The organism is Sphingomonas ginsenosidivorax (genome assembly GCF_007995065.1).
Lineage (GTDB): Bacteria > Pseudomonadota > Alphaproteobacteria > Sphingomonadales > Sphingomonadaceae > Sphingomonas > Sphingomonas ginsenosidivorax.
This window is the reverse complement of the sequence record NZ_VOQR01000001.1, coordinates 2,677,940-2,697,233: the sequence shown is the minus strand read 5'-3', so window position 1 is coordinate 2,697,233 and position 19,294 is coordinate 2,677,940. Positions and strand designations below refer to the sequence as shown.

Below are 19,294 nucleotides of genomic sequence, written 5' to 3'. Positions count from 1 at the left end.
TCAGCCCCGCGCCGCGACCGCGATGATCTCGACCTTGTAGTCCGGCGATGCGAGCTTCGCCTCGCCGGTCGCGCGGGCCGGCGCCGCGACCCCGGCGATCCACGGATCCCACACCGCGTTCATCGCGGCGAAGTCGGCCATGTCGGCGAGCCAGATCGTCACCATCAGCAGCTTCGACTTGTCGCTGCCGGCCTGAGCCAGCAGCGCGTCGACCTCGGCGAGCGCGGTGCGGGTCTGTTCGGCGACGTCCTGGCCGGGCTCGCCGACCTGGCCGGCCAGGTAGATGGTGTCGCCGTGAATCACGGCCTGGCTCATGCGGGCGTCGGTATCGATGCGGGTGATCGTCATGGCGCAGGTCCTAGTTGTAGCGCGAGAGCGCGAGGTCTTCGACCTCGATATTGGGGGTATGGCCGCTGACGATGTCGGCGATGATGCGGCCCGACCCGCACGCCATCGTCCAGCCGAGCGTGCCGTGGCCGGTGTTGAGAAACAGGTTGGGATAGCGCGTCGGGCCGATGATCGGCGTGCTGTCGGGCGTCATCGGCCGCAGGCCGGACCAGTAGCTCGCGGCGGACAGATCGCCCGCGCCGGGGAACAGCGTGCCGACCGAATGCTCCAGCGTCGCGCGCCGCGCCTCGGGCAGGGCGTTGTTGTAGCCCGAGATCTCCGCCATCCCGCCGACGCGGATCCGGTCGCCCAGCCGCGTGATCGCGACCTTGTAGCTCTCGTCGAGCAGAGTCGATTCGGGCGCGCGCGCGGCGTTGGTGATCGGCACGGTGATCGAATAGCCCTTTACTGGAAAGACAGGTACCTTCAGGCCCAGCGACTTGACGATCTGCGGCGAATGCGGGCCGGTCGCGACGACATAGGCGTCCGCGGTCATCACGCCGCCATCGGTGACGACGCCGGTGATCTTGCCCTTTTCCGACGTCAGTCCCTCGATCGTGCGGTTCTGGATGAAGGTCACGCCGCGCGCCGCCGCCAGCTTCGCCAGCGCGTTGGTGAACTTGAAGCAGTCGCCGGTCTCGTCGTTGGGCAGCCGCAGCCCACCGGCGATCGGGGCCGCGCTGTTGGCGAGCCCCGGCTCGATCGCGATACAGCCGGCGCGGTCGAGCACCTCGAACGGCACGCCGTCGGCGGCGAGCACTTCGATGTCCTTGGCCATGCCGTCGAGCTGCTTGGCATCGCGGAACAACTGCAGCGTGCCCTGCATCCGCTCGTCATAGGCAATGCCGGTGCTATGGCGCAGGTCGATCAGCCGATCGCGGCTATATTCGGCGACCCGCACCATCCGGCGCTTGTTGATCGCATAGCGCTCGGCGGTGCAGTTGCGCAGCATCGCGAACAGCCAACGCATCATCGCCATGTCCGCCCGCGGCCGCAGAATCAGCGGGGCGTGCTGCATGAACAGCCATTTCATCGCTTTTGCGGGGATTCCCGGCGCCGCCCAGGGCGAGGCATAGCCTGGTGAGATCTCGCCAGCATTGGCGAAGCTCGTCTCCATCGCGGGCGCGGGCTGGCGGTCGACGACCGTCACCTCATGGCCGGCTTCCTGCAGGTACCAGGCCGATGTGACGCCGATCACGCCGCTGCCTAGGACGAGGACTTTCATGCTCTTTCTCTCCGATGGATCTCGCTCGGATTGTCTCCGATGGTCCCACCGACATAGTGTCGGGCGTAGCGTTGCCCAAGTTGGGTCAGGATTTCGTACGATATCGTGTCGGCATCGCGCGCGACCGCGTCGACGGTCTGGTGGGGGCCGAGCAGTTCGACCGGCGCGCCGGGCTGACGCGCCGCTTCGGCGACCGCGCTGACGTCGATCAGCAGGCTGTCCATCGAGACGCGGCCGACGATCGGCACGCGCTGCCCGTCCAGAAACGCCGATCCGCGCCCGCCCAGTCGGCGCGGCCAGCCATCCGCATAGCCGATCCCGATCGTCGCGATGATGCGGTCGGTGTTGCTCGCGGCGGTCAGGCCGTAGCCGATGCCTGCGCCCGCGGGGACGATGCGCGTCTGGATGATCGCGGCGGTCAGCGTGACGACGGGCTCCATCACGACGTCGGGCCGCGGCTGCCCGCCGTACAGCGCGATGCCGGGGCGCAGCAGGTCGAAATGATAGTCGGTGCCGAGGAACGCGCCGCCCGAATTGGCGAACGATCGCGGTACCGGCGGCAGCTGCGCGCAGATCGCCGCGAAGCGATCGCGCTGCCAGCGATTGGCGGCGAGCTCGGGTTCGTCGGCACAGGCGAGGTGGCTCATGACGTAGCGCAGATCGATGTCGCCCAGCAGCTCGGGCGCCGCGATCAGCGCCTCGACCTCCTGCGGCGAAAGCCCGAGACGCTGCATCCCCGAATCGACCTGGAGGATCGCGGGCAGGCGTTGCCCCTGCGCGCGCCACGCGGCGACCTGCACGAGCGAGTTGAGGACGGGGATCGCGCCGAGCGCGACGCAATCCGCTTCGGCCCCCGCGGCAAGGCCGTTGAGGACGTAGACGGGGGCGCCGCGCGCCGCGTCGCGGACCGCCGCCACCTCCGACAGATGCGCGACGAAGAAGTGCGCGCAGCCGGCGTCCGCCAGCGCAGCGGTGACCCGCCCCGCGCCGAGGCCATAGGCGTCCGCCTTTACCACCGCGGCCACCGCGCTGCCCGGGGCGAGCGCGATGATGCAGCGGTAGTTGCGGACGATGGCGTCCAGGTCGATCGTCAAGCGGGTCATGGCCATCCGCTCGGCCGTGCATGCAGTCATCGGGATCCTCTCGCGCCCGCATAGTAACGTGCCGGGGCGACGGAAAGTGGCGATCGTCATTCGCGTCGTTCGCGTGGGGCGCGCGCGGAGACGGTCTTCGTGCCGTAACCCAAATCCCACAGCGCTGTCACACTCGTGGGGCATAGCATCGGCAGGACTTCGTTGGGGGCTGCCCATGACCGCCGAGTTGCCGTTCGACCGCGGGATCGCCGATATCACCGCCATCGCCGATTTCATCCATTCGCGGCCGGCGATCCCCGAACGGATCGTCGAGCGGCGGCGGTTCCGGACGATCTGGATCTCCGACGTCCATCTCGGCACGCGCGGCTGCAACGCCGAGATGCTGGTCGACTTTCTCGATCACGTCGACAGCGACACGATGTTCCTGGTCGGCGACATGATCGACGGCTGGCGGCTCAAGAAGCGCGTCTATTGGCCGGCCGCGCACAACGACGTCGTCTGGCGGCTGCTCAAGCGGGCCAAGCGCGGCACGCGCGTCGTCTACATCCCCGGCAACCATGACGAAGCGTTCCGCCAGTTCACCGGGCTCGACTTCGGCGGCATCGCGATCCAGCGCAACGCGGTGCACGAGACCGCGGACGGCCGCCGGCTGCTGGTGCTGCACGGCGACGAGTTCGACGCGATCACGCTCGCGCACCGCTGGCTCGCGCATGTCGGCGACGCCGCCTACACGCTGCTGATGGGCGTCAACCGCTGGGTCAACGCCGCGCGCCGCCGGCTCAACCTGCCCTACTGGTCGCTGTCGAAGCATGCCAAGGCCAAGGTCAAGAACGCGGTCGCGTTCATCTCGCAGTTCGAGACCGTCGTCGCGCACGCCGCCGGGCTCAAGGGCGTCGACGGCGTGGTGTGCGGGCACATCCACACCGCCGAGATGCGCGAGATCGCCGGCGTCGCCTATTTCAACGACGGTGACTGGGTCGAGAGCTGCACCGCGCTGGTCGAGCATTTCGACGGGCGGATGGAGCTGCTGCACTGGGGCGACGAGATCGCCGCGCGCAGCCGCGACACCGTCGTCGCGATCGCGGCCTGAATTTTCCCCTCTCCCATCGGGAGAGGGGCCAGCCGCGAAGCGGCGCGGGGTGAGGGCAGGTGCCACCGCGCTCGATCGGATCCTGCCCTCACCCTCCCACCCGGCTGCGCCGGGCGGGCCCCTCCCTCTCCTGATGGGAGAGGGTTTCAGGAAGGAAACCACGATGCGTATCGCGATCGTCACCGACGCCTGGAGCCCGCAAGTCAACGGGGTCGTCCGCACGCTGCAGGCGGTGCGCGCCGAATTGGAGGCGATGGGGCATGTCGTGCTCGTCGTCTCGCCCGAACGCTTCGCGTCGGTGCCGTGCCCGACCTATCCCGAGATCCGGCTGGCCTTCGCGCGCTCGGCGGCGGTCGGGCGGATGCTCGCCGCATTCGGCGCGGATGCGATCCATCTCGCGACCGAGGGACCCGTATGCCTCGCTGCCCGCACGTGGTGCCTGGCGCGCGCGATCCCGTTCACGACCGCCTATCACACGCAGTTCCCCGACTATATCGCCGCGCGGACCGGCGCGAACCCCGAATGGATATGGCGCTACATCCGCTGGTTCCACGCGCCGGCGCACGCGATCCTGGCGTCGACCCCGTCGGTCGAGGCGACGCTCGCAGCGCACGGGCTGAACCACGCTCGCGCCTGGGGCCGCGGCGTCGACTTCTCGCTGTTCGGGATGGACGGCGCGCGCGACCCGGCGTTCGCCGAGCTGCCCGGCCCGGTAATGCTCTATGTCGGGCGCGTCGCGGTCGAGAAGAACATCGAGGCGTTCCTGGCGTGCGACCATCCCGGCACCAAGGTCGTCGTCGGCGACGGCCCCGCGCGCGCAGCGCTCGTCAGGCGCTTTCCCGATGTGCGCTTCCTCGGCCAGCGCACGGGATGCGAGCTCGCCGCGGCGTACCGCGCCGCCGACGTGCTGGTCTTCCCCAGCCGTACCGACACGTTCGGGCTGGTGATGATCGAGGCGCTGGCGTGCGGCACCCCGGTCGCGGCCTATCCGGTGACCGGGCCGCTCGACGTGCTCGACGAGCGGGTCGGGGCGATGGACGCGGACCTGCGTACCGCGATCGCCGGGGCGCTGACTCGCGACCGCGTGACCTGCGCGGCCTATGCAGGCCGGTTCAGCTGGGCGGCCAGCGCGCGGCAGTTCCTCCACGCGCTGGTGCCGCTGCAACCGCTCGCCCTGGCAGCCTGAAGCGTCGCTTGCCTGAAAGCCCCGCGCGCGGTACATCATCCGTCATGTCAGGCCGCTCCGAAAGGGGCGGCCCTTTCTATTTTTACGGAGTTCACGCCGTGGCCCAGCCGCTCATGCCCCACGCGACCGCCTCCTGGATGGTCGACAATACCGCGCTCAGCTTCGAACAGATCGCCGATTTCTGCGGGCTGCACATCCTCGAGGTCCAGGCGATCGCCGACGATACCGCCGCGACCAAGCTGACCGGCCGCGATCCGGTTCGCGCGCACGAAGTGACGCAGGACGAGATCGACAAGGGCTCGGCCGATCCCGATTACCGCCTCAAGATGATCAAGGGTCCCGAGCAGGTCCGCCGCACCAAGGGCCCGCGCTACACGCCGGTCAGCAAGCGGCAGGACAAACCCGACGGCATCTCGTGGATCATCCGCAACCACCCCGAGATCAGCGATGGCGCGATCGGCCTGCTGATCGGCACGACGCGCACGACGATCGCCGCGATCCGCGACCGCAGCCACTGGAACATCGCCAACATCACCCCGAAGGACCCGGTGACGCTCGGCCTGACGACGCAGCGCGAGCTCGACGCCGCGGTCGCCAAGGCCGCGAAGGCCGCCGGAATGGAAGCGCCGACCGACACCCGTCTGGAGGGCGACCGCGAGGCGCTGCTCGAGCAGCTCCGCGGCGAGCGCGCACAGGCGGCGGCGGACGCCGAGTTCGTGGCACAGGGCGGCGTCCTGCCGGTCAAGCCGCTGTTCGACGACCCGTTCAAGCGGTGACCCCTTCATCCTGGACCTAGTCGTCATCCTGAACTCGGTTCAGGATCCACCGGGCGGCGCGCTGACGTGCAGGACCGCGCGGCGGCGTCTTCGGCGAGGTGGATGCTGAACCGAGTTCAGCATGACGGGTGGTTTGCGGTGTGGGCGGTTGGCACCTGCAACGGATGGCCACCGCATGTGATGTTCTATGATCCTTCCAAGCAGTGACTTCGTCATCCTGAACTCGGTTCAGGATCCACCGAGCGGCGAGCGCTGACGAGCAGAGTCGAGCGGCAGCGTCTTGGCGAGGTGGATGCTGAAACAAGTTCAGCATGACGGGTGGTTTGCCGCGCGGGCGGTTGCCACCTGCAACGCATGGCGACCGCATGCGCTGTTCGATGATCGGTTCAAGCGGTGACCGCGTCATCCTGAACTTGGTTCAGGATCCACCGGGCGGCAAGCCCTGACGTGCAGGATCGCACAGCGGCGTCTTCGGCGAGATAGATGCTGAAACAAGTTCAGCATGACGGGTGGTTTGCGGCGCGGCCGGTTGCTACCTGCAACGTATGGCCACCGCACCCACCGCACCCACCGCACCCACCGACCTCGCCCCGATCCGCCACAAGGGCCTGACCTACCCGTTCGGCGACGCCGAGCCCGCCCCCGGCGGCACGATGCGAGTCGCGCCCGGGATCGCATGGGTCCGGCTCACGGTGCCCGGCCCGCTGAAGCATGTGAACTGCTGGGTCCTCGACGATGCGGACTCGCGCGGCGAGGGCGTCGCGCTGGTCGATACCGGGATGAACACCGCGGACGCGCGCGATGCGTGGAAGGCGGTCTTCAAGGGGCCGCTGGCCGGCACGCGCGTCACCAAGATGGTCGGGACGCATTTCCATCCCGATCATATCGGCCTCGCGGGATGGATGTGCGACCGCCACGATGCGCCGCTGGTGATGACCCGCGGCGAATGGCTGACCGCGCGGATGCTGCTCGGCGATGCGAGCGAGACGGTCCCCGAGGCGCAGATCGCGTTCTGGCGTGGCGGCGGGTGGGACGACGCGCAGGTCGCGCATGCCAGCATGCAGGGCTGGGCGTTGTTCCGCCTCGTCACCCGGCCGTTGCCGCTGGGCTATACGCGCATCGCGGATGGCGACACGCTGACGATCGGTGCACGCGACTGGCGGGTCGTGGTCGGATCGGGCCACAGCCCGGAACATGCGTGCCTTTACGACGCGGAGGCGGGCGTGCTGATCGGAGGGGACCAGGTGTTGCCGCGGATCAGCCCCAACGTGTCGCTGGGGGCCACCGAGCCGAACGCGGATCCGCTCGGCGAATGGTTCGCGTCGATCGCCAAGCTGAAGACGCTGCCCGACAATTTGCTCGTGCTGCCTGGACACGGCGCGCCGTTCACCGGACTGCGCGCGCGGCTCGATGCGATGGACCGCGAGCATCGCGAACGGCTCGACGAGCTCGAGGCCTTCCTCACCGAACCGCGCCGCGCGGTGGATTGCTTCGGCCGGTTGTTCCGCCGCGCGATCGGGCCGGAGATGCTGGGCATGGCGACCGGCGAGTCGCTCGCGCATCTGCGGCGGCTGGAGGTCGAGGGCAGGGCGGTGCGCGATACCGTCGATGGCGTGTGGTGGTGGCGCGCGACCTGATATAGCCTCGGCGCAGAGGACAGGAGAGCTTGGATGTGTGACGACCATACCACCGAGGACAATGGCGCGTATTTGGGCGGCGTCTCACGCCGTCAGTTCGGTGCGATGACCGGCGCTGCAGGGATCGCGATGCTGCTGCCCGCGCCTGCCAACGCCGCCACGATCAAGGGCCGCGACGTGACCATCGCGACGCCCGACGGCACCGCGGACGCCTATTTCGTGGCGCCGGCGACCGGCCGGCATCCCGGCGTGCTGGTGTGGCCCGACGTCATGGGGCTGCGGCCGGCGTTCCGGCAGATGGCCGACCGCCTCGCCCAGTCGGGCTATGCGGTGCTGGTCGTCAACCAGTTCTACCGCTCGACCAAGGCGCCGTTCCTGAAACCCGGTGAATCCTACGACCAGCCCGAGGTGAAAGCGCGGATCGCGCCGTTCCGCGCGGCGCTCAGCACCGAGGGCACGGTGCGCGACGGCATCGCCTTCACGAGCTTCCTCGACAAGCAGCCGCAGGTCGATCGCAAGCGCGGGATGGCGAGCACCGGATATTGCATGGGCGGACCGATGGTGATGCTGACCGCGGCCGCCGTGCCGGGGCGGATCCGCGCCGGCGCGACCTTCCATGGCGGCGGGATGGTGACCGACAAGCCCGACAGCCCGCACCTGCGCATCCCGCAGATGAAGGCGCGCTACCTGATCGCGATCGCGGCGAACGACGATGCGCGGTCGCCGACCGAGAAGGACACGCTCAGGACCGCGTTCGCCGCGGCGAAGCTGCCCGCCGAGATCGAGGTCTATCAAGGCGCGATGCACGGCTGGTGCCCGCCCGACAGCCGCGTCTACAACGCCGCGCAGGCCGACAGGGCGTGGGGACGGATGCTCGCGCTGTTCGAGACCGCGCTCGTCTGACCTCGCTCGGCTGACCGCGCTTGACGGTGGGCGTGATCGGGTAGATGTTCCTCATCTGTTCACAGGGGGATCCGATGACGCTCACTTTCTACACCAATCCGATGTCACGCGGGCGCATCGCGCGCTGGATGCTCGAGGAGGTCGGCGCGCCGTACGAGACGGTGGTGCTCGACTATGCGTCGTCGATGAAGGGCGCCGCGTATCTGGCGGTCAACCCGATGGGCAAGGTGCCGGCGATCGTCCATGACGGGCGGGTAGTGACCGAGGGCGCGGCGATCTGCGCGTATCTGGCAGAGGCATTTCCCGAGGCGGGGCTGGCGCCGACCGCGGACGAGCGCGCGGATTATTATCGATGGCTGTTCTATGCGGCGGGGCCCGTCGAGGCCGCGGTGACGAACAGGTCGCTGGGGGTGGTGCCGACCGACGACCAGCAGCGGATGGTCGGCTATGGGTCGTTCGACACGATGCTCGACACGCTCGAGGCGGCGGTTTCGGCACATCCGTTCATCGCCGGCGACCGGTTCACCGCGGCCGACGTCTATGTCGGCAGCCAGGTGATGTGGGGGCAGATGTTCGGCTCGATGCCGAAGCGCGATGCGTTCCTGGCCTATGGCGCGCGGCTGGCGGAGCGCGAGGCGTACACGCGTGCCGCGGCGATCGACGATGCGCTGATCGCGAAGCCAGCCTGAATCCTACCGTCTTGCCGGACTTGGTCCGGCATCCACCGTGCGGCGTGCTCTACGCGGTCGAGTTTGCGGAGGGGTGGACCCCGGACCAAGTCCGGGGTGACGGTTGGCGGGTTACGCCGCCCAGCCTGCGAGCCAGTCGGCGAGCGCTTGGGGGCCTGCCGAGCGGGCGTCGGACAGGTCGGTCTCGTGGCCGGCGTTGAGCAGCTTGTTGGTCCGCGGATCGACGACCAGCACGGCGGGGACGCCCTTCAGCCGGCCCTTGATGCCGTAGCGCGCGGCGATCTGGCCGTTCTTGTCGAAGCGGCCGACATCGACCGTGACGACGACGAAATGCGCGTCGACGAAGCGCTTCACTTCGGGAAGGTCGATCGTGCCGGCCAGCAGGCGGCAGTCGAGGCACCAGTTGCCGCCGAGGTCGATCAGCAGCCGCTTGTGCGACTTGAGCGCACGGTTGCGCGCGGCGGCGACCTGCGCGTCGGCATTCGCCTTCTCGTCGTACGGCAGCGGCAGCGGGCTCGCGAGATTGGTGAAGCTCGCGGCGCTCACGCGCGGCGCGGCGACCTTCGAGACGGCGGGCGCAGCGAGCGCCGTGGCAGCGAGCGCGACTGCGGCAAAACGAAATGCGGACATGTTAGCCTCCGATGACGGCACTGAGGAAGTCGGGGACCGGACCGTTCCAGCCAGTGTCCGGCGTATCGTCGTCCTGGCGGGCGCGGCGCGGTTCGGCGCGCTTTGGCTCGGGGCGGCGCGTCTCTACGCGCTGCTCGCGGACCGGCTCGCGCTGGGCCGCGGCGACGGGCTCCTCGCGACGGGGGCGCTCTTCGCGGCGGGGACGGTCTTCGCGGACGGGCTGCACGAGCTCGGATTCGGCACGGCGCGGCCGCTCTGCACGCTTCGGCTTGGCGGCGATCTCGGCGAGCACTTCGGCCTCGACCGCAGGGGCCACCGTGTCGGCGCGCGGTGCGCGACGGGGGCGGCTGCGGCGCGGGGCCTCGGCCTCCTCGGCCGGCGTGGCGGTCTCGACGGGTTCGGCCTTGGCGGGGGTGCCCAGGCGTTCGATCGTCTGGCCGGTCAGCTTCTCGATGTTCTGGATGTTCTCGGCATCGTCGGGCGCGACGAAGGTGTAGGCGGTGCCCGTCGCACCCGCGCGGCCGGTGCGGCCGATGCGGTGGACATAGTCGTCGGGGTGCCACGGCGCGTCATAGTTGATGACGGTCGAGACGCCCTTGATGTCCAGACCGCGCGCCGCGACGTCGGAGGCGACGAGCACGTTGACCGCCCCGGTCTTGAACAGCTCGAGCTCGGCGAGGCGCTCGCGCTGTTCCATGTCGCCGTGGATCTCGCCCGACTTCAATCCGGCCTGCTTGAGGATCTTGTTGAGGTCGCGGACCGTCGTCTTGCGGTTGCAGAAGATGATCGCGTTGGTCACCTCGGCCTGGTCGAGCAGGCGGCGCAGCGTGTCGCGCTTGGCGCTCTGGCTCGCGACGGTAACGAGATACTGCTTGATGTTGAGGTTGGTCGAGGCAGGGCGCGAGACCTCGATCGTCTTGGGGTTCGACAGGAACTTGTCGGCCAGCTTCTTGATCGGCGGCGGCATCGTCGCGGAGAAGAGCAGGGTCTGGCGGGTCTTGGGCAGCTTGGTGCAGATTTCCTCGATATCAGGGATGAACCCCATGTCGAGCATCCGGTCGGCCTCGTCGATGACGAGCATCGAACAGCCGGTGAGCAGGATCTTGCCGCGCCCGAACAGGTCCATCAGCCGGCCCGGGGTCGCGATCAGCACGTCGACGCCCTTTTCGAGCGCGGCGAGCTGGTCGCCCATCGACACGCCGCCGATCAGCAGCGCCATCGAGAGATGCGAGTTGACGCCGTATTTCTCGAAATTCTCCGCGACCTGCGCGGCGAGTTCGCGCGTCGGTTCGAGGATCAGCGAGCGCGGCATCCGGGCGCGGCTGCGACCGTGCGCCAGGATGTCGATCATCGGCAGCACGAACGACGCGGTCTTGCCGGTGCCGGTCTGCGCGATGCCGATGATGTCGCGCATCATCAGCACCGACGGGATCGCGCCTGCCTGGATCGGAGTCGGCTCGGTATAGCCGGAGTCGGTGACCGCCTTCAGCAGTTCGTCGGATAGGCCGAGATCGGCGAAGCTCATGCAGTCAGGCTCATGCGAAATATCCGGATAAACAGCGGGTGCGCAGACACGGTCCCCGAGACCGTCGGCGCTCGCGGATTTACCGTGAAATGTCAAGGAAACCCGGTGTCGGGCGCAGTAAAGCGTCGCTTCAGCGCTTGATGCGGAGCGACTTGAACCCTTCGATCTCGCAGGTCGCGCCAGACCGCATGCGGATCGCGTCGCGGTCCTGGCAGATCAATCCGTCGGCGGCGGGGCGGATGTAGAACCCGGTATAGTAATCGAGCGGCTTGCAGTCGCCGTCGAGTTTCGCGCGCAGCCGGGTACCATTGTCCATCATCAGGTCGACCACCCCGGGCTTGCCCAGCGCAGCGCCGGCAATGTCACCGACCGCGACGCATTTGGGACCCTTGTGCTCCTTGAACTCCGGCGCCGTCGCCTCGCTTGGCCTAGACTTCGCGTGCGACATGCGCGGCACCCGGATGATGATGCGTTCGTGGATCGACATCTGCGCGATCTGGAGTCCGTCGAGGTCGGACTGGACCATCGCCGCGGCGGGCGCCGCGAGCGCGAACAGGGTGACGGGGAGCGCTGGATGAATCATGGATAATGCAAGCGTTAGGGGCGCTGGTTGAACGCGAGGTGAACTGGGCAGTGGATTCTCGGAAAGTCACGAAAGTCCTGCCCACGCGTGTTGCCACCTGAGGTGCTGCTCGGGGAGGTCGGCGTTGAAACTCTTCATCCTGACGAAAGTCAGGACCCAGGTCGCGAACGTTGCGCTGCTTGGCTCTGGGTCCTGACTATCGTCAGGATGACGATAGGGCGGAGGCGGAGGGGACGGAGGCCGTGCGAATGCTATCGCTACCGGTCCCTGCGCACTAAGAAGCGCCCATGACTCCCGCACAGACCCGCATGCTCGACGCGCTGTCGTCGCGGCTCGACGCCAAGGCGATCGTCACCGACGCCGCTGACATCGCGCCGTGGCTGGTCGACTGGCGCGACCGGTATCACGGGCGGACGCCCGCCTTGCTCGCGCCGGCATCGACCGCGGACGTCGTCGCGATCGTGCAGGCGGCGTCGGAGTTCGGCGTGCCGCTGGTGCCGCAGGGCGGGAACACGTCGATGGTCGGCGGCGCGACGCCGCCGTCGGACGGCACCGCGCTGCTGCTGTCGATGCGCCGGATGGCGCGGATCCGAAGCCTCGATGCGGACGCCGGACTGGCGGTCGCGGAGGCGGGCGTGATCCTCGCCAACCTCGACGCGGCGGCGCAGGGGCAGGGCGCGCGCTTTCCGCTGACGCTGGGCGCGCGTGGAACGGCGACGATCGGCGGGCTGGTGTCGACCAATGCCGGCGGGACGCAGGTGCTGCGGTTCGGGACGATGCGCGGGCTGGTCGCGGGCGTCGAGGCGGTGTTCGCGGACGGATCGGTGCATGATGGCCTGTCCGCGCTGAAGAAGGACAATCGTGGCTACGACCTCGACCAGCTGCTGATCGGGTCGGAGGGGACGCTGGCGATCATCACCGCGGCGACGCTGCGGCTGGTGCCGGGGATTGCCGCGCGGGGGGTGGCGTGGGTTGGCGTCGACAGTCCGGCGAGCGCGCTCAGGCTGCTGCGCCGGTTGCAGGCCGCGACCGAGACGATCGAGAGTTTCGAGCTGTTGCCCGCGGAGTCGCTCGCCGCGGCGATCGCGCATGTCCCCGCGACGCGCGCGCCGCTGACGGGCGAGCATCCGTGGCACGTACTGATCGAAGCGACGGCGGCGACGATCGACGGCGAGGCGCCCGCAGCCCTGCTCGAACGGTTGCTCGGCGGCGCGCTGGCGGACGGCCTTGCCGCCGACGCGGTGATCGCGGCGAGCGAGGCGCAGGGCGAGGCGTTCTGGCGAATCCGCGACTCGCTGTCGGCGTCGGAGCGTGCGCTGGGCCCCGCGACGCAGCACGACATCTCGGTCCCGGTCGACGCGATGCCGCGCTTCATGATCGAGGCGAGTGCGGCCTGCGAGGCGCGCTTCCCCGGCACGCGCGCGAGCGGCTTTGGCCATCTCGGTGACGGCAACGTCCATTTCCATGTCCGCGCGGCGCCGGGGACCGATCCGGCGCGATGGTACGGCGAGGATGCGCCGGTCGTGACGCGCTTCGTCGACGACCTGGTCGTCGCGGCGGGCGGGTCGATCTCCGCCGAGCACGGCATCGGACAGATGAAGCGCGCCGAACTCAAACGGCTGTCGTCGCCCGCGCGGATGATGGCGCTGCGGCGGATCAAGGCGGCGTTCGATCCGCTCGGCATCCTGAACCCGGGAAAACTCGTTGCGCTTGCGCCGGACGCCCCCGCACCATAGAGCCTCGCGCCAATCGCCCTGCGTGGCGGCTTACCAACGCCCTTGGAGAGACTTAATGGCCAGCGCTGCCCAGCTTCCGCTTTTCTACAACGGTCTCGAGCCGCTTTCGAGCGACACGCATGCCAACTACAAGGTCCGTACGCAGGACAGCGCACCGTTCGTGGTCGGCCAGCACGCCATTCCAATCACCGTCGACGAATTCCCGCTGGTTCAGCGGCACATGCCGATCGTCTTCTCGGTCGGCGACGACGCGATCCCGCTGGCGCTGATGGGCCTGAACGAGGGCGTCAACGTGTTCGTCGGCGACGACGGCAAGCTGACCGAGAACACCTTCTACGTCCCGGCCTATATCCGTCGCTACCCGTACATGCTGGCGCGGCTGCACCCGGATGCGCAGGAGCTGTCGCTCTGCTTCGACCCGACGTCCGAAGCGGTCGGCGAGTTCGAGGACGGCGACGCGCTGTTCGCCAACGGCCAGCCGACCGAGGTCACGCAGAACATCCTGGCGTTCAACGAATCGTTCGAACAGGCCGGCGCCCGCACGCAGAACTTCATGAAGGAGCTGCGCGAGCTCGACCTGCTGATGGACGGCGAGGTCAGCATCCAGCCCGACGGCGCCGAGCAGCCCTTCATCTATCGCGGTTTCCAGATGATCAACGAAGAGAAGCTGATCGACGCGCGGGGCGACACGCTGCGCAAGATGAGCAAGTCGGGCATGCTGCCGCTGCTGTACGCGCACCTGTTCTCGCTGTCGCTGATGCGCGACCTGTTCGGCCGCCAGCTGCAGCTGGGCAAGGCGCCGCAGCCGCCGCTGGGGTGATGCTGGAGTCCGCGGCTTAACCCGACTGCTCTCCTCCGTCATGCCGGACCTGTTCCGGCATCCACCGTGCCGCACACTCCATACCGTTGAATTTGCGGCACGGTGGACCCGGACCAAGTCCGGGTGACGGTGCGTGGGGTGATGCCGGGATGGCATCGGCGCGACGCCAGATGCGTCTCTGTTCGGCGGGCTACCCAGCCTGATTGCCGCGGTGTAGCATCGCCTTCCGAACCTGGGGAGGCTCCGATGCCGGCATATGAACGTACCGACCGCTATTCCACCGTGGCGATCTGGTTGCACTGGACGATCGCGCTGCTGGTGCTCGTCAACATCGCGGTCGGCCTGCTCCATGATCCGATCCCCGCGCTGCGCGGATGGATGGCCGGGCACAAGGCGATCGGCATCACCGTCCTGGTGCTGACGCTGGGGCGCATCATCTGGCGGATCACGCATCCCGCCCCGCCGCTGCCCGCCGACGTGCCGGCCGCCGAGAAGGGGCTGGGGCATGCGACTCACTTCGCCTTCTACGCGCTGCTGCTGGCCATGCCGGTGACCGGATGGATGATGGTGTCGGGCAGCGCCAAGCCCGGGGGCCTCACCTGGTTCGGGCTGTTCGACATCCCCTATCTGTCGGTGTCGAAGGCGACGAGCGGGTTCGGCCACGCCGCGCACGGCGTGCTGGGGTGGCTGATGCTCGCGCTGGTCGTGCTGCACGTCGCCGGCGCGCTGCGTCACCACCTCATCCTGCGCAACAATGTGCTGGCCCGGATGGCCCCTGCGGTACGTCGCTGAAATTTTTTGCGACTTTTCGGCAACAGGGTTGAACCAAAATCGCGTTCGCCTATTTAGAGCTTGTACGGCATCGTGTCCCCCCCTTTCGCGGCGCCGTACGACACGCCTTTCAGGCGTGTCTCCTCCCTGAACCTTGGCCACTCCGTGCGATACCGCACGGGGTGGTTTTTTTATGCGCGCGCTATCACTCTGCTGCCGCGGCGATGGGCGGGCCGAGCGCCTCGTCGGTCAACGCCGCCAGCATTCGCCGCAACAGCGCGACGGTTGCGGCAAAACCGGTACCCGGCGCGTCGAGCCGTGCGTCGAGATAGAGCGACCGATCGAATTCCAGCTGGATCGCATGGATGTCCCCTTGCGGGTCGGCATGGCGCTCGAGGATATGCCCCCCGGCATAGGGCGCGTTGAGCGTGGTGGCATGGCCTGCCGCGAGCCCCTCGGCCTCCAGCCGCGACACGAAGCGCGCGTCCGCGGTGTGGCCGAAGCGATCGCCGAGCACGATCCGCGCGGCGTCTCCCGGCGGGCCCAGCGGCGGCATCGAATGCACGTCGAGCAGCACCGCCACCCCGAACCGCGCGCGTGCCGCGGCCAGCGCCTGCGACAGCGCCGCGTGATAGGGGCGATGGTCGTCGGCGATGCGGCGGACCATGTCGGCGTCGGCGAATCGTCGCCCCCACAGGTCGCCCGCGCCCGATGCGCGCCGCGGCACCAGCCCCAGCCCGCTGCGCAGCTTGGCCGACTGGTGGATCGCCGCGCGGAGCGGTGCGCCCTCGTCGACCTTCGGGTCGCGCTCGTCCTCTCCGCGGTTGAGATCGATCCAGGCGCGCGCGCGGTCCTGCACGATCATCGTCTGGACCGTGCGCGCGGCGGTCGCGACCGCGTCGATATGCCGGTCCTCCAGCGGCAGCACCGCCGCCATCGGCACGCGCAGCGCCTGGCGCAGCGCCGGCGGATAGTCGCGTCCGGCATGCGGCACCGACAGCACCACCGGGCTGGCCGGCGGCATAGTCCCGATCCGCGTGAAGGAGGGACTCGGATCGGGGCTCTGGGCGAGGCTCGGGGCGGGGGGAAATACCACGCGAACACGCTAGGCTGCCGGGCGCGAGCGGGCAATGCGCTGGAAATCTTAACCGCTTTCGGGGTAGTGCGACGGCCAGGAACGATAGGGTACCGACACGAAATGTTGCGAATTCTGCTGGCGGAAGACGATCAGGTGATGCGCGAATATCTTACGCGCGCGCTGGAGCGGTCGGGCTATGCCGTCACCGCGGTCGATCGCGGCACCGCGGCGATCCCCTTGCTCGAGACCGAGCGATTCGACCTGCTGCTGACCGACATCGTGATGCCCGAGATGGACGGGATCGAGCTGGCGCAGCGCGCGAGCGAAATGTGCGCCGACCTGCGCGTGATGTTCATCACCGGTTTCGCCGCGGTGACGCTCAAGGCCGGCCGCACGATGCCGCAGGCGCGCGTGCTGTCGAAGCCGTTCCACCTGCGCGACCTGGTGATGGAGGTCGATCGCATGTTCGAGACGGATAATGTGGGCGGGACGTACTAACCCGCTTGCGGTTTGCGGAAACGACGCTAGAGACGCTGCAACGTGGGCGTGTAGCTCAGTGGTAGAGCACTGTGTTGACATCGCAGGGGTCGCAAGTTCAATCCTTGCCACGCCCACCATGAAAAGCCCTGGTAGCCCGAGCGGTTTCCAGGGCTTTTTTGCGTCTTGGCCAACCGCGGGGCTGCGCGCTACTGCGGCGGCGGAGATTGGCTCATGGCACTGCAACACCCCGCCGCCGGCGAACGGCGGATCGATCGCACCGGATCTCGCGCGACAAGGGCGCTGCTGGTGGTCGCCTGCGCGATCGGCGTGTCCGCGCATGCGCGTGCGTCCGCACAGGAGTTTGCGGCCCGCGAGGTCGGCGACTGGACGGTCGCGGCGAGCAGCGACGACACTGGCTGCTTCCTGACCAGGGCATATGACCGGCCGGGCGGGACGACGCTGATCCTCGGGCTCGACGGCGACGGCACCAACCATCTGTCGGTGCTCAATGCCAACTGGTCGATTAAGCCCAAGGACCAGCTGAGCCTGGATTTCCGGTTCTCCAAGGGCGGCTATGCCAAGCATGGCGCGATCGGGATGGCGGCGGACGGCAAGCGCGGGTTCGTGACCACCTTCGAAGCGAAGTTTCCCGCCTATTTCGCCGCGTCGAAGGTCCTCGAGATCTTCCGCGGCGACGTGCCGGTCGAACAGCTCGGCCTGGAGCAGAGCGGCGCGGCGGTCGCAGCGTTGCGCGACTGTGTCGCCGTCCGCTCGGCGCCCCGCGCTGCCGAACCGCCGGCGAAGGCGCGCGGCACGCGCATCCCGGTGGATCCGTTCGCGTCCGATCCGCCGCGCAAGCGGAAGCGCTGATCCGCGGTCGATGACGGATACCGTCGCTGAAACCTGGCGCTGAAACCTACCGGTCCGCCGCGGATGGCATCTGCTGGCCCCGCCAGAGGCACAGCCGGACCGAATGCGGATTGTCGAACCCGCCGCGCTCGGCTTGGGTTTGGCCGCGTAATTAGTGATTGGAAGAAAACGATGGTCTCATTTGCCTCGAAATTTACCCCTGCGATCGTCCTCCTGGTCGGGGCCGTCGGCCTTGGTGGCTGCGCCACGAAGTCCTTCGTGCGCGAGCAGATCGCGCCGGTGAGCCAGCGCGTCGACACGCTCGAGACCCGGCTGCAGGAGACCGACGGCACCGCCAAGGCGGCGCTCGCCGAGGCCCAGGCGGCATCGGGCCAGCTGCAGAACAGCGGCCAGCGCCTCGACCAGCTCAACGGTCGCGTCGACGGCATCGATCAGCGGCTGCAGGCGCAGGAGCGCAAGCCGGCCAAGCGCCCGCGCAACTGATCGCACCCGCGGGATCGCACCGATCCCCATTTCTGATGAGTCTTTCGGCCGTTCCTTTCCGGGACGGCCGATTTACGTTGGGCGTCCTTCCATGATCCAGGTGTTTCCCGCGTTGGCGGCCGTCGCGCTGCTGGTCCCGACGGCCGCGGGTGCGCGTCCTGCTGTACAGACCGCGGTGCCGGCCGAACCGGCCGAATCGGTCGAAGCGGAGGTTGCACCCGGCCCGTCTGAAGCGGCGGTGCGCGTCGTGGACTGGGTGGCGGCGACGGGGGACAATCACGCGCTGCCCTATGTCATCGTCGACAAGACGACCGCGTCGATGCTGATGTTCGATGGCAAAGGCAAGCCGCTCGGCCAAGTCCCGGTGCTGATCGGGATTGCCGTCGGCGACGACGCCACGCCCGGGGTCGGCACCAAGAATCTCGCCGAGATCGGCCCCGCCGAGAAGACGACGCCTTCGGGCCGCTATCTCGCCAGGTTCGGGCGGCCGATCGGCAAGGAGCGGATCCTGTGGGTCGACTATGCCACGTCGGTCGCGATCCACCCGATTCCGCCGGGCGCCAGCAAGAAGGAACGCCGTCGCCAGCGGATGCTGTCGCCGAGCGCGAGCGACAACCGCATCACCTTTGGCTGCATCAACGTGCCGATCGCGGCCTATGGCAAGACGATCCGCCCGCTGTTCCAGCGCAAGGGCGGCTATGTCTACATATTGCCGGACACCAAGCCGCTGGAAGAGGTCTTCCCGCGCATCCGCGTCCAGCCCTACCTGCACGCGGGCGGCGGGCTGTAGCGCAGCGAGGCGGGGGGACTGCACAAGACCGTCCGGTCGTTTATGGAACGCGCATGACTCGGACAGCTCTCATCCCGCTCCTCCTGCTCGCATCGACCCCGGCGGCGGCCGGTCCTGCGGTGCCGCCGGGGCGATGGGACGTGACCACCACGGTCGTTGATGCGGTCTTGCCGGGCGTGCCGGGCTTCTTCGTCCGGATGATGCGCGGCAAGTCCAGGGCCGAGCACAAGCGGCTGTCGGCAGGGCAGGGCGTGGAGGCGCTGATTGCGCCCGATCCCAAGGCGAAATGCCGGATCGACAGTCAATCGATCGCGGACGGCCGATACGCGCAGACGCTGTCCTGTCCGCAGAAAAAGGGCGAGCCGCTGCGCATATCGCGGGTCGGCAGCTATGACGGGCAGGGGATCGTCGGCACCGCCGCGGTGACCGGCACCTCGACCAAGGGACCGATGCGCATGACGCTGAGCCAGCGCGCGCGGCGGATCGGCGACTAGGCGCCCCGTCCGGTCGCCCGGTCGCCCGATCGATGGCCGGACCGCGC

Annotated in this window: 21 protein-coding genes and 1 tRNA gene; 15 read left to right on the top strand and 7 right to left on the bottom strand. The window is 68.6% G+C overall.

The genetic code is table 11. From position 1 onward, the window contains the following. The 3 genes from FSB78_RS12250 to alr are packed head-to-tail and all read right to left on the bottom strand — an operon-like array spanning window position 1 to window position 2,715. Window positions 1–348 (bottom strand): RidA family protein, encoded by a 348-nt coding sequence (locus FSB78_RS12250; protein WP_147082911.1) that lies wholly within the window; start codon window positions 346–348, stop codon window positions 1–3. 10 nt (window positions 349–358) lie between these two features. Then, the gene (locus tag FSB78_RS12245) at window positions 359–1,612 is read right to left on the bottom strand and encodes a D-amino acid dehydrogenase (protein WP_147082910.1); all 1,254 of its coding nucleotides are present in this window, start codon (window positions 1,610–1,612) and stop codon (window positions 359–361) included. Next, window positions 1,609–2,715, bottom strand: a complete 1,107-nt coding sequence (gene alr / locus FSB78_RS12240) for an alanine racemase (RefSeq protein WP_242008245.1) — start codon at window positions 2,713–2,715, stop codon at window positions 1,609–1,611. Before alr ends, FSB78_RS12245 begins: the two co-directional genes overlap by 4 nt. A 205-nt stretch (window positions 2,716–2,920) precedes the next feature. Here alr and FSB78_RS12235 point away from each other — a divergent pair, with 205 nt between their 5' ends. The 6 genes from FSB78_RS12235 to FSB78_RS12210 all read left to right on the top strand — a co-directional run bounded on the left by FSB78_RS12235 (window position 2,921) and on the right by FSB78_RS12210 (window position 8,987). After that, window positions 2,921–3,796: a UDP-2,3-diacylglucosamine diphosphatase gene (locus tag FSB78_RS12235; RefSeq protein WP_147082908.1), complete on the top strand. Its 876-nt coding sequence runs from the start codon at window positions 2,921–2,923 to the stop codon at window positions 3,794–3,796. Window positions 3,797–3,959: 163 nt separating this feature from the next. Next, window positions 3,960–4,982, top strand: a complete 1,023-nt coding sequence (locus FSB78_RS12230) for a glycosyltransferase family 4 protein (protein ID WP_147082907.1) — start codon at window positions 3,960–3,962, stop codon at window positions 4,980–4,982. A 98-nt stretch (window positions 4,983–5,080) separates the two neighbouring features. Continuing rightward, window positions 5,081–5,758, top strand: coding sequence for a DUF1013 domain-containing protein (locus FSB78_RS12225; RefSeq protein ID WP_147082906.1), 678 nt, complete (start codon window positions 5,081–5,083; stop codon window positions 5,756–5,758). A gap of 545 nt (window positions 5,759–6,303) precedes the next feature. Further along, window positions 6,304–7,395, top strand: coding sequence for an MBL fold metallo-hydrolase (locus tag FSB78_RS12220; RefSeq protein WP_147082905.1), 1,092 nt, complete (start codon window positions 6,304–6,306; stop codon window positions 7,393–7,395). Between the two features lie 33 nt (window positions 7,396–7,428). After that, on the top strand, window positions 7,429–8,298 hold the full coding sequence (locus tag FSB78_RS12215; protein WP_147082904.1) for a dienelactone hydrolase family protein: 870 nt from the start codon (window positions 7,429–7,431) through the stop codon (window positions 8,296–8,298). 74 nt (window positions 8,299–8,372) lie between these two features. Next, window positions 8,373–8,987 (top strand): glutathione S-transferase family protein, encoded by a 615-nt coding sequence (locus FSB78_RS12210; protein WP_147082903.1) that lies wholly within the window; start codon window positions 8,373–8,375, stop codon window positions 8,985–8,987. Window positions 8,988–9,098: 111 nt separating this feature from the next. On the opposite strand, the gene FSB78_RS12205 is transcribed toward FSB78_RS12210, so the two are convergent. From FSB78_RS12205 to FSB78_RS12195, 3 genes are all read right to left on the bottom strand, one after another. Beyond that, window positions 9,099–9,617 carry a thioredoxin family protein gene (locus FSB78_RS12205; RefSeq protein WP_147082902.1) on the bottom strand — a complete coding sequence of 173 codons (519 nt, stop codon included), beginning with the start codon at window positions 9,615–9,617 and terminating at the stop codon, window positions 9,099–9,101. Window position 9,618: 1 nt separating this feature from the next. After that, complete coding sequence (locus FSB78_RS12200) at window positions 9,619–11,142, bottom strand: DEAD/DEAH box helicase (RefSeq protein WP_147082901.1); 1,524 nt, start codon at window positions 11,140–11,142, stop codon at window positions 9,619–9,621. Window positions 11,143–11,272: 130 nt separating this feature from the next. Beyond that, a complete protein-coding gene (locus tag FSB78_RS12195; RefSeq protein WP_147082900.1) occupies window positions 11,273–11,725 on the bottom strand; it encodes a hypothetical protein in 453 nt (150 codons plus the stop codon). A 287-nt stretch (window positions 11,726–12,012) separates the two neighbouring features. Here FSB78_RS12195 and FSB78_RS12190 point away from each other — a divergent pair, with 287 nt between their 5' ends. The 3 genes from FSB78_RS12190 (at window position 12,013) to FSB78_RS12180 (ending at window position 15,073) form a co-directional block, all read left to right on the top strand. Then, window positions 12,013–13,461, top strand: coding sequence for an FAD-binding oxidoreductase (locus tag FSB78_RS12190; protein WP_147082899.1), 1,449 nt, complete (start codon window positions 12,013–12,015; stop codon window positions 13,459–13,461). Window positions 13,462–13,516: 55 nt separating this feature from the next. Beyond that, window positions 13,517–14,281, top strand: a complete 765-nt coding sequence (locus tag FSB78_RS12185; protein WP_147082898.1) for a SapC family protein — start codon at window positions 13,517–13,519, stop codon at window positions 14,279–14,281. A gap of 246 nt (window positions 14,282–14,527) precedes the next feature. After that, on the top strand, window positions 14,528–15,073 hold the full coding sequence (locus FSB78_RS12180) for a cytochrome b (protein ID WP_147082897.1): 546 nt from the start codon (window positions 14,528–14,530) through the stop codon (window positions 15,071–15,073). A 184-nt stretch (window positions 15,074–15,257) separates the two neighbouring features. Here the strand turns inward: FSB78_RS12180 and FSB78_RS12175 are convergent, their stop codons facing one another. Beyond that, a complete protein-coding gene (locus FSB78_RS12175; RefSeq protein WP_147084164.1) occupies window positions 15,258–16,076 on the bottom strand; it encodes an N-formylglutamate amidohydrolase in 819 nt (272 codons plus the stop codon). 174 nt (window positions 16,077–16,250) lie between these two features. Here FSB78_RS12175 and cpdR point away from each other — a divergent pair, with 174 nt between their 5' ends. From cpdR to FSB78_RS12145, 6 genes are all read left to right on the top strand, one after another. Next, window positions 16,251–16,628 (top strand): cell cycle two-component system response regulator CpdR, encoded by a 378-nt coding sequence (gene cpdR, locus FSB78_RS12170; protein ID WP_147082896.1) that lies wholly within the window; start codon window positions 16,251–16,253, stop codon window positions 16,626–16,628. A 44-nt stretch (window positions 16,629–16,672) separates the two neighbouring features. Then, window positions 16,673–16,747 (top strand) — tRNA-Val (locus FSB78_RS12165). Between the two features lie 94 nt (window positions 16,748–16,841). Then, window positions 16,842–17,480: a hypothetical protein gene (locus FSB78_RS12160; RefSeq protein WP_242008243.1), complete on the top strand. Its 639-nt coding sequence runs from the start codon at window positions 16,842–16,844 to the stop codon at window positions 17,478–17,480. A 171-nt stretch (window positions 17,481–17,651) separates the two neighbouring features. Next, window positions 17,652–17,963: a hypothetical protein gene (locus FSB78_RS12155; protein ID WP_147082895.1), complete on the top strand. Its 312-nt coding sequence runs from the start codon at window positions 17,652–17,654 to the stop codon at window positions 17,961–17,963. Between the two features lie 91 nt (window positions 17,964–18,054). Further along, a complete protein-coding gene (locus FSB78_RS12150) occupies window positions 18,055–18,753 on the top strand; it encodes a hypothetical protein (protein WP_147082894.1) in 699 nt (232 codons plus the stop codon). A 53-nt stretch (window positions 18,754–18,806) separates the two neighbouring features. Beyond that, entirely contained in the window at window positions 18,807–19,247 is a 441-nt protein-coding gene (locus FSB78_RS12145) for a DUF3617 domain-containing protein (protein ID WP_147082893.1), read from the top strand. The last annotated feature ends 47 nt before the right edge of the window (window positions 19,248–19,294 follow it).

Excerpts from the sequence above, each read along its gene's own strand:
- FSB78_RS12250 (WP_147082911.1), bottom strand. The coding sequence starts at position 348 with ATGACGATCACCCGCATCGATACCGACGCCCGCATGAGCCAGGCCGTG.
- FSB78_RS12245 (WP_147082910.1), bottom strand. The coding sequence starts at position 1,612 with ATGAAAGTCCTCGTCCTAGGCAGCGGCGTGATCGGCGTCACATCGGCC.
- alr (WP_242008245.1), bottom strand. The coding sequence starts at position 2,715 with ATGACCCGCTTGACGATCGACCTGGACGCCATCGTCCGCAACTACCGC.
- FSB78_RS12235 (WP_147082908.1), top strand. The coding sequence starts at position 2,921 with ATGACCGCCGAGTTGCCGTTCGACCGCGGGATCGCCGATATCACCGCC.
- FSB78_RS12230 (WP_147082907.1), top strand. The coding sequence starts at position 3,960 with ATGCGTATCGCGATCGTCACCGACGCCTGGAGCCCGCAAGTCAACGGG.
- FSB78_RS12220 (WP_147082905.1), top strand. The coding sequence starts at position 6,304 with ATGGCCACCGCACCCACCGCACCCACCGCACCCACCGACCTCGCCCCG.
- FSB78_RS12215 (WP_147082904.1), top strand. The coding sequence starts at position 7,429 with ATGTGTGACGACCATACCACCGAGGACAATGGCGCGTATTTGGGCGGC.
- FSB78_RS12210 (WP_147082903.1), top strand. The coding sequence starts at position 8,373 with ATGACGCTCACTTTCTACACCAATCCGATGTCACGCGGGCGCATCGCG.
- FSB78_RS12205 (WP_147082902.1), bottom strand. The coding sequence starts at position 9,617 with ATGTCCGCATTTCGTTTTGCCGCAGTCGCGCTCGCTGCCACGGCGCTC.
- FSB78_RS12200 (WP_147082901.1), bottom strand. The coding sequence starts at position 11,142 with ATGAGCTTCGCCGATCTCGGCCTATCCGACGAACTGCTGAAGGCGGTC.
- FSB78_RS12195 (WP_147082900.1), bottom strand. The coding sequence starts at position 11,725 with ATGATTCATCCAGCGCTCCCCGTCACCCTGTTCGCGCTCGCGGCGCCC.
- FSB78_RS12190 (WP_147082899.1), top strand. The coding sequence starts at position 12,013 with ATGACTCCCGCACAGACCCGCATGCTCGACGCGCTGTCGTCGCGGCTC.
- FSB78_RS12185 (WP_147082898.1), top strand. The coding sequence starts at position 13,517 with ATGGCCAGCGCTGCCCAGCTTCCGCTTTTCTACAACGGTCTCGAGCCG.
- FSB78_RS12180 (WP_147082897.1), top strand. The coding sequence starts at position 14,528 with ATGCCGGCATATGAACGTACCGACCGCTATTCCACCGTGGCGATCTGG.
- FSB78_RS12175 (WP_147084164.1), bottom strand. The coding sequence starts at position 16,076 with ATGCCGCCGGCCAGCCCGGTGGTGCTGTCGGTGCCGCATGCCGGACGC.
- cpdR (WP_147082896.1), top strand. The coding sequence starts at position 16,251 with ATGTTGCGAATTCTGCTGGCGGAAGACGATCAGGTGATGCGCGAATAT.
- FSB78_RS12160 (WP_242008243.1), top strand. The coding sequence starts at position 16,842 with ATGGCACTGCAACACCCCGCCGCCGGCGAACGGCGGATCGATCGCACC.
- FSB78_RS12155 (WP_147082895.1), top strand. The coding sequence starts at position 17,652 with ATGGTCTCATTTGCCTCGAAATTTACCCCTGCGATCGTCCTCCTGGTC.
- FSB78_RS12150 (WP_147082894.1), top strand. The coding sequence starts at position 18,055 with ATGATCCAGGTGTTTCCCGCGTTGGCGGCCGTCGCGCTGCTGGTCCCG.
- FSB78_RS12145 (WP_147082893.1), top strand. The coding sequence starts at position 18,807 with ATGACTCGGACAGCTCTCATCCCGCTCCTCCTGCTCGCATCGACCCCG.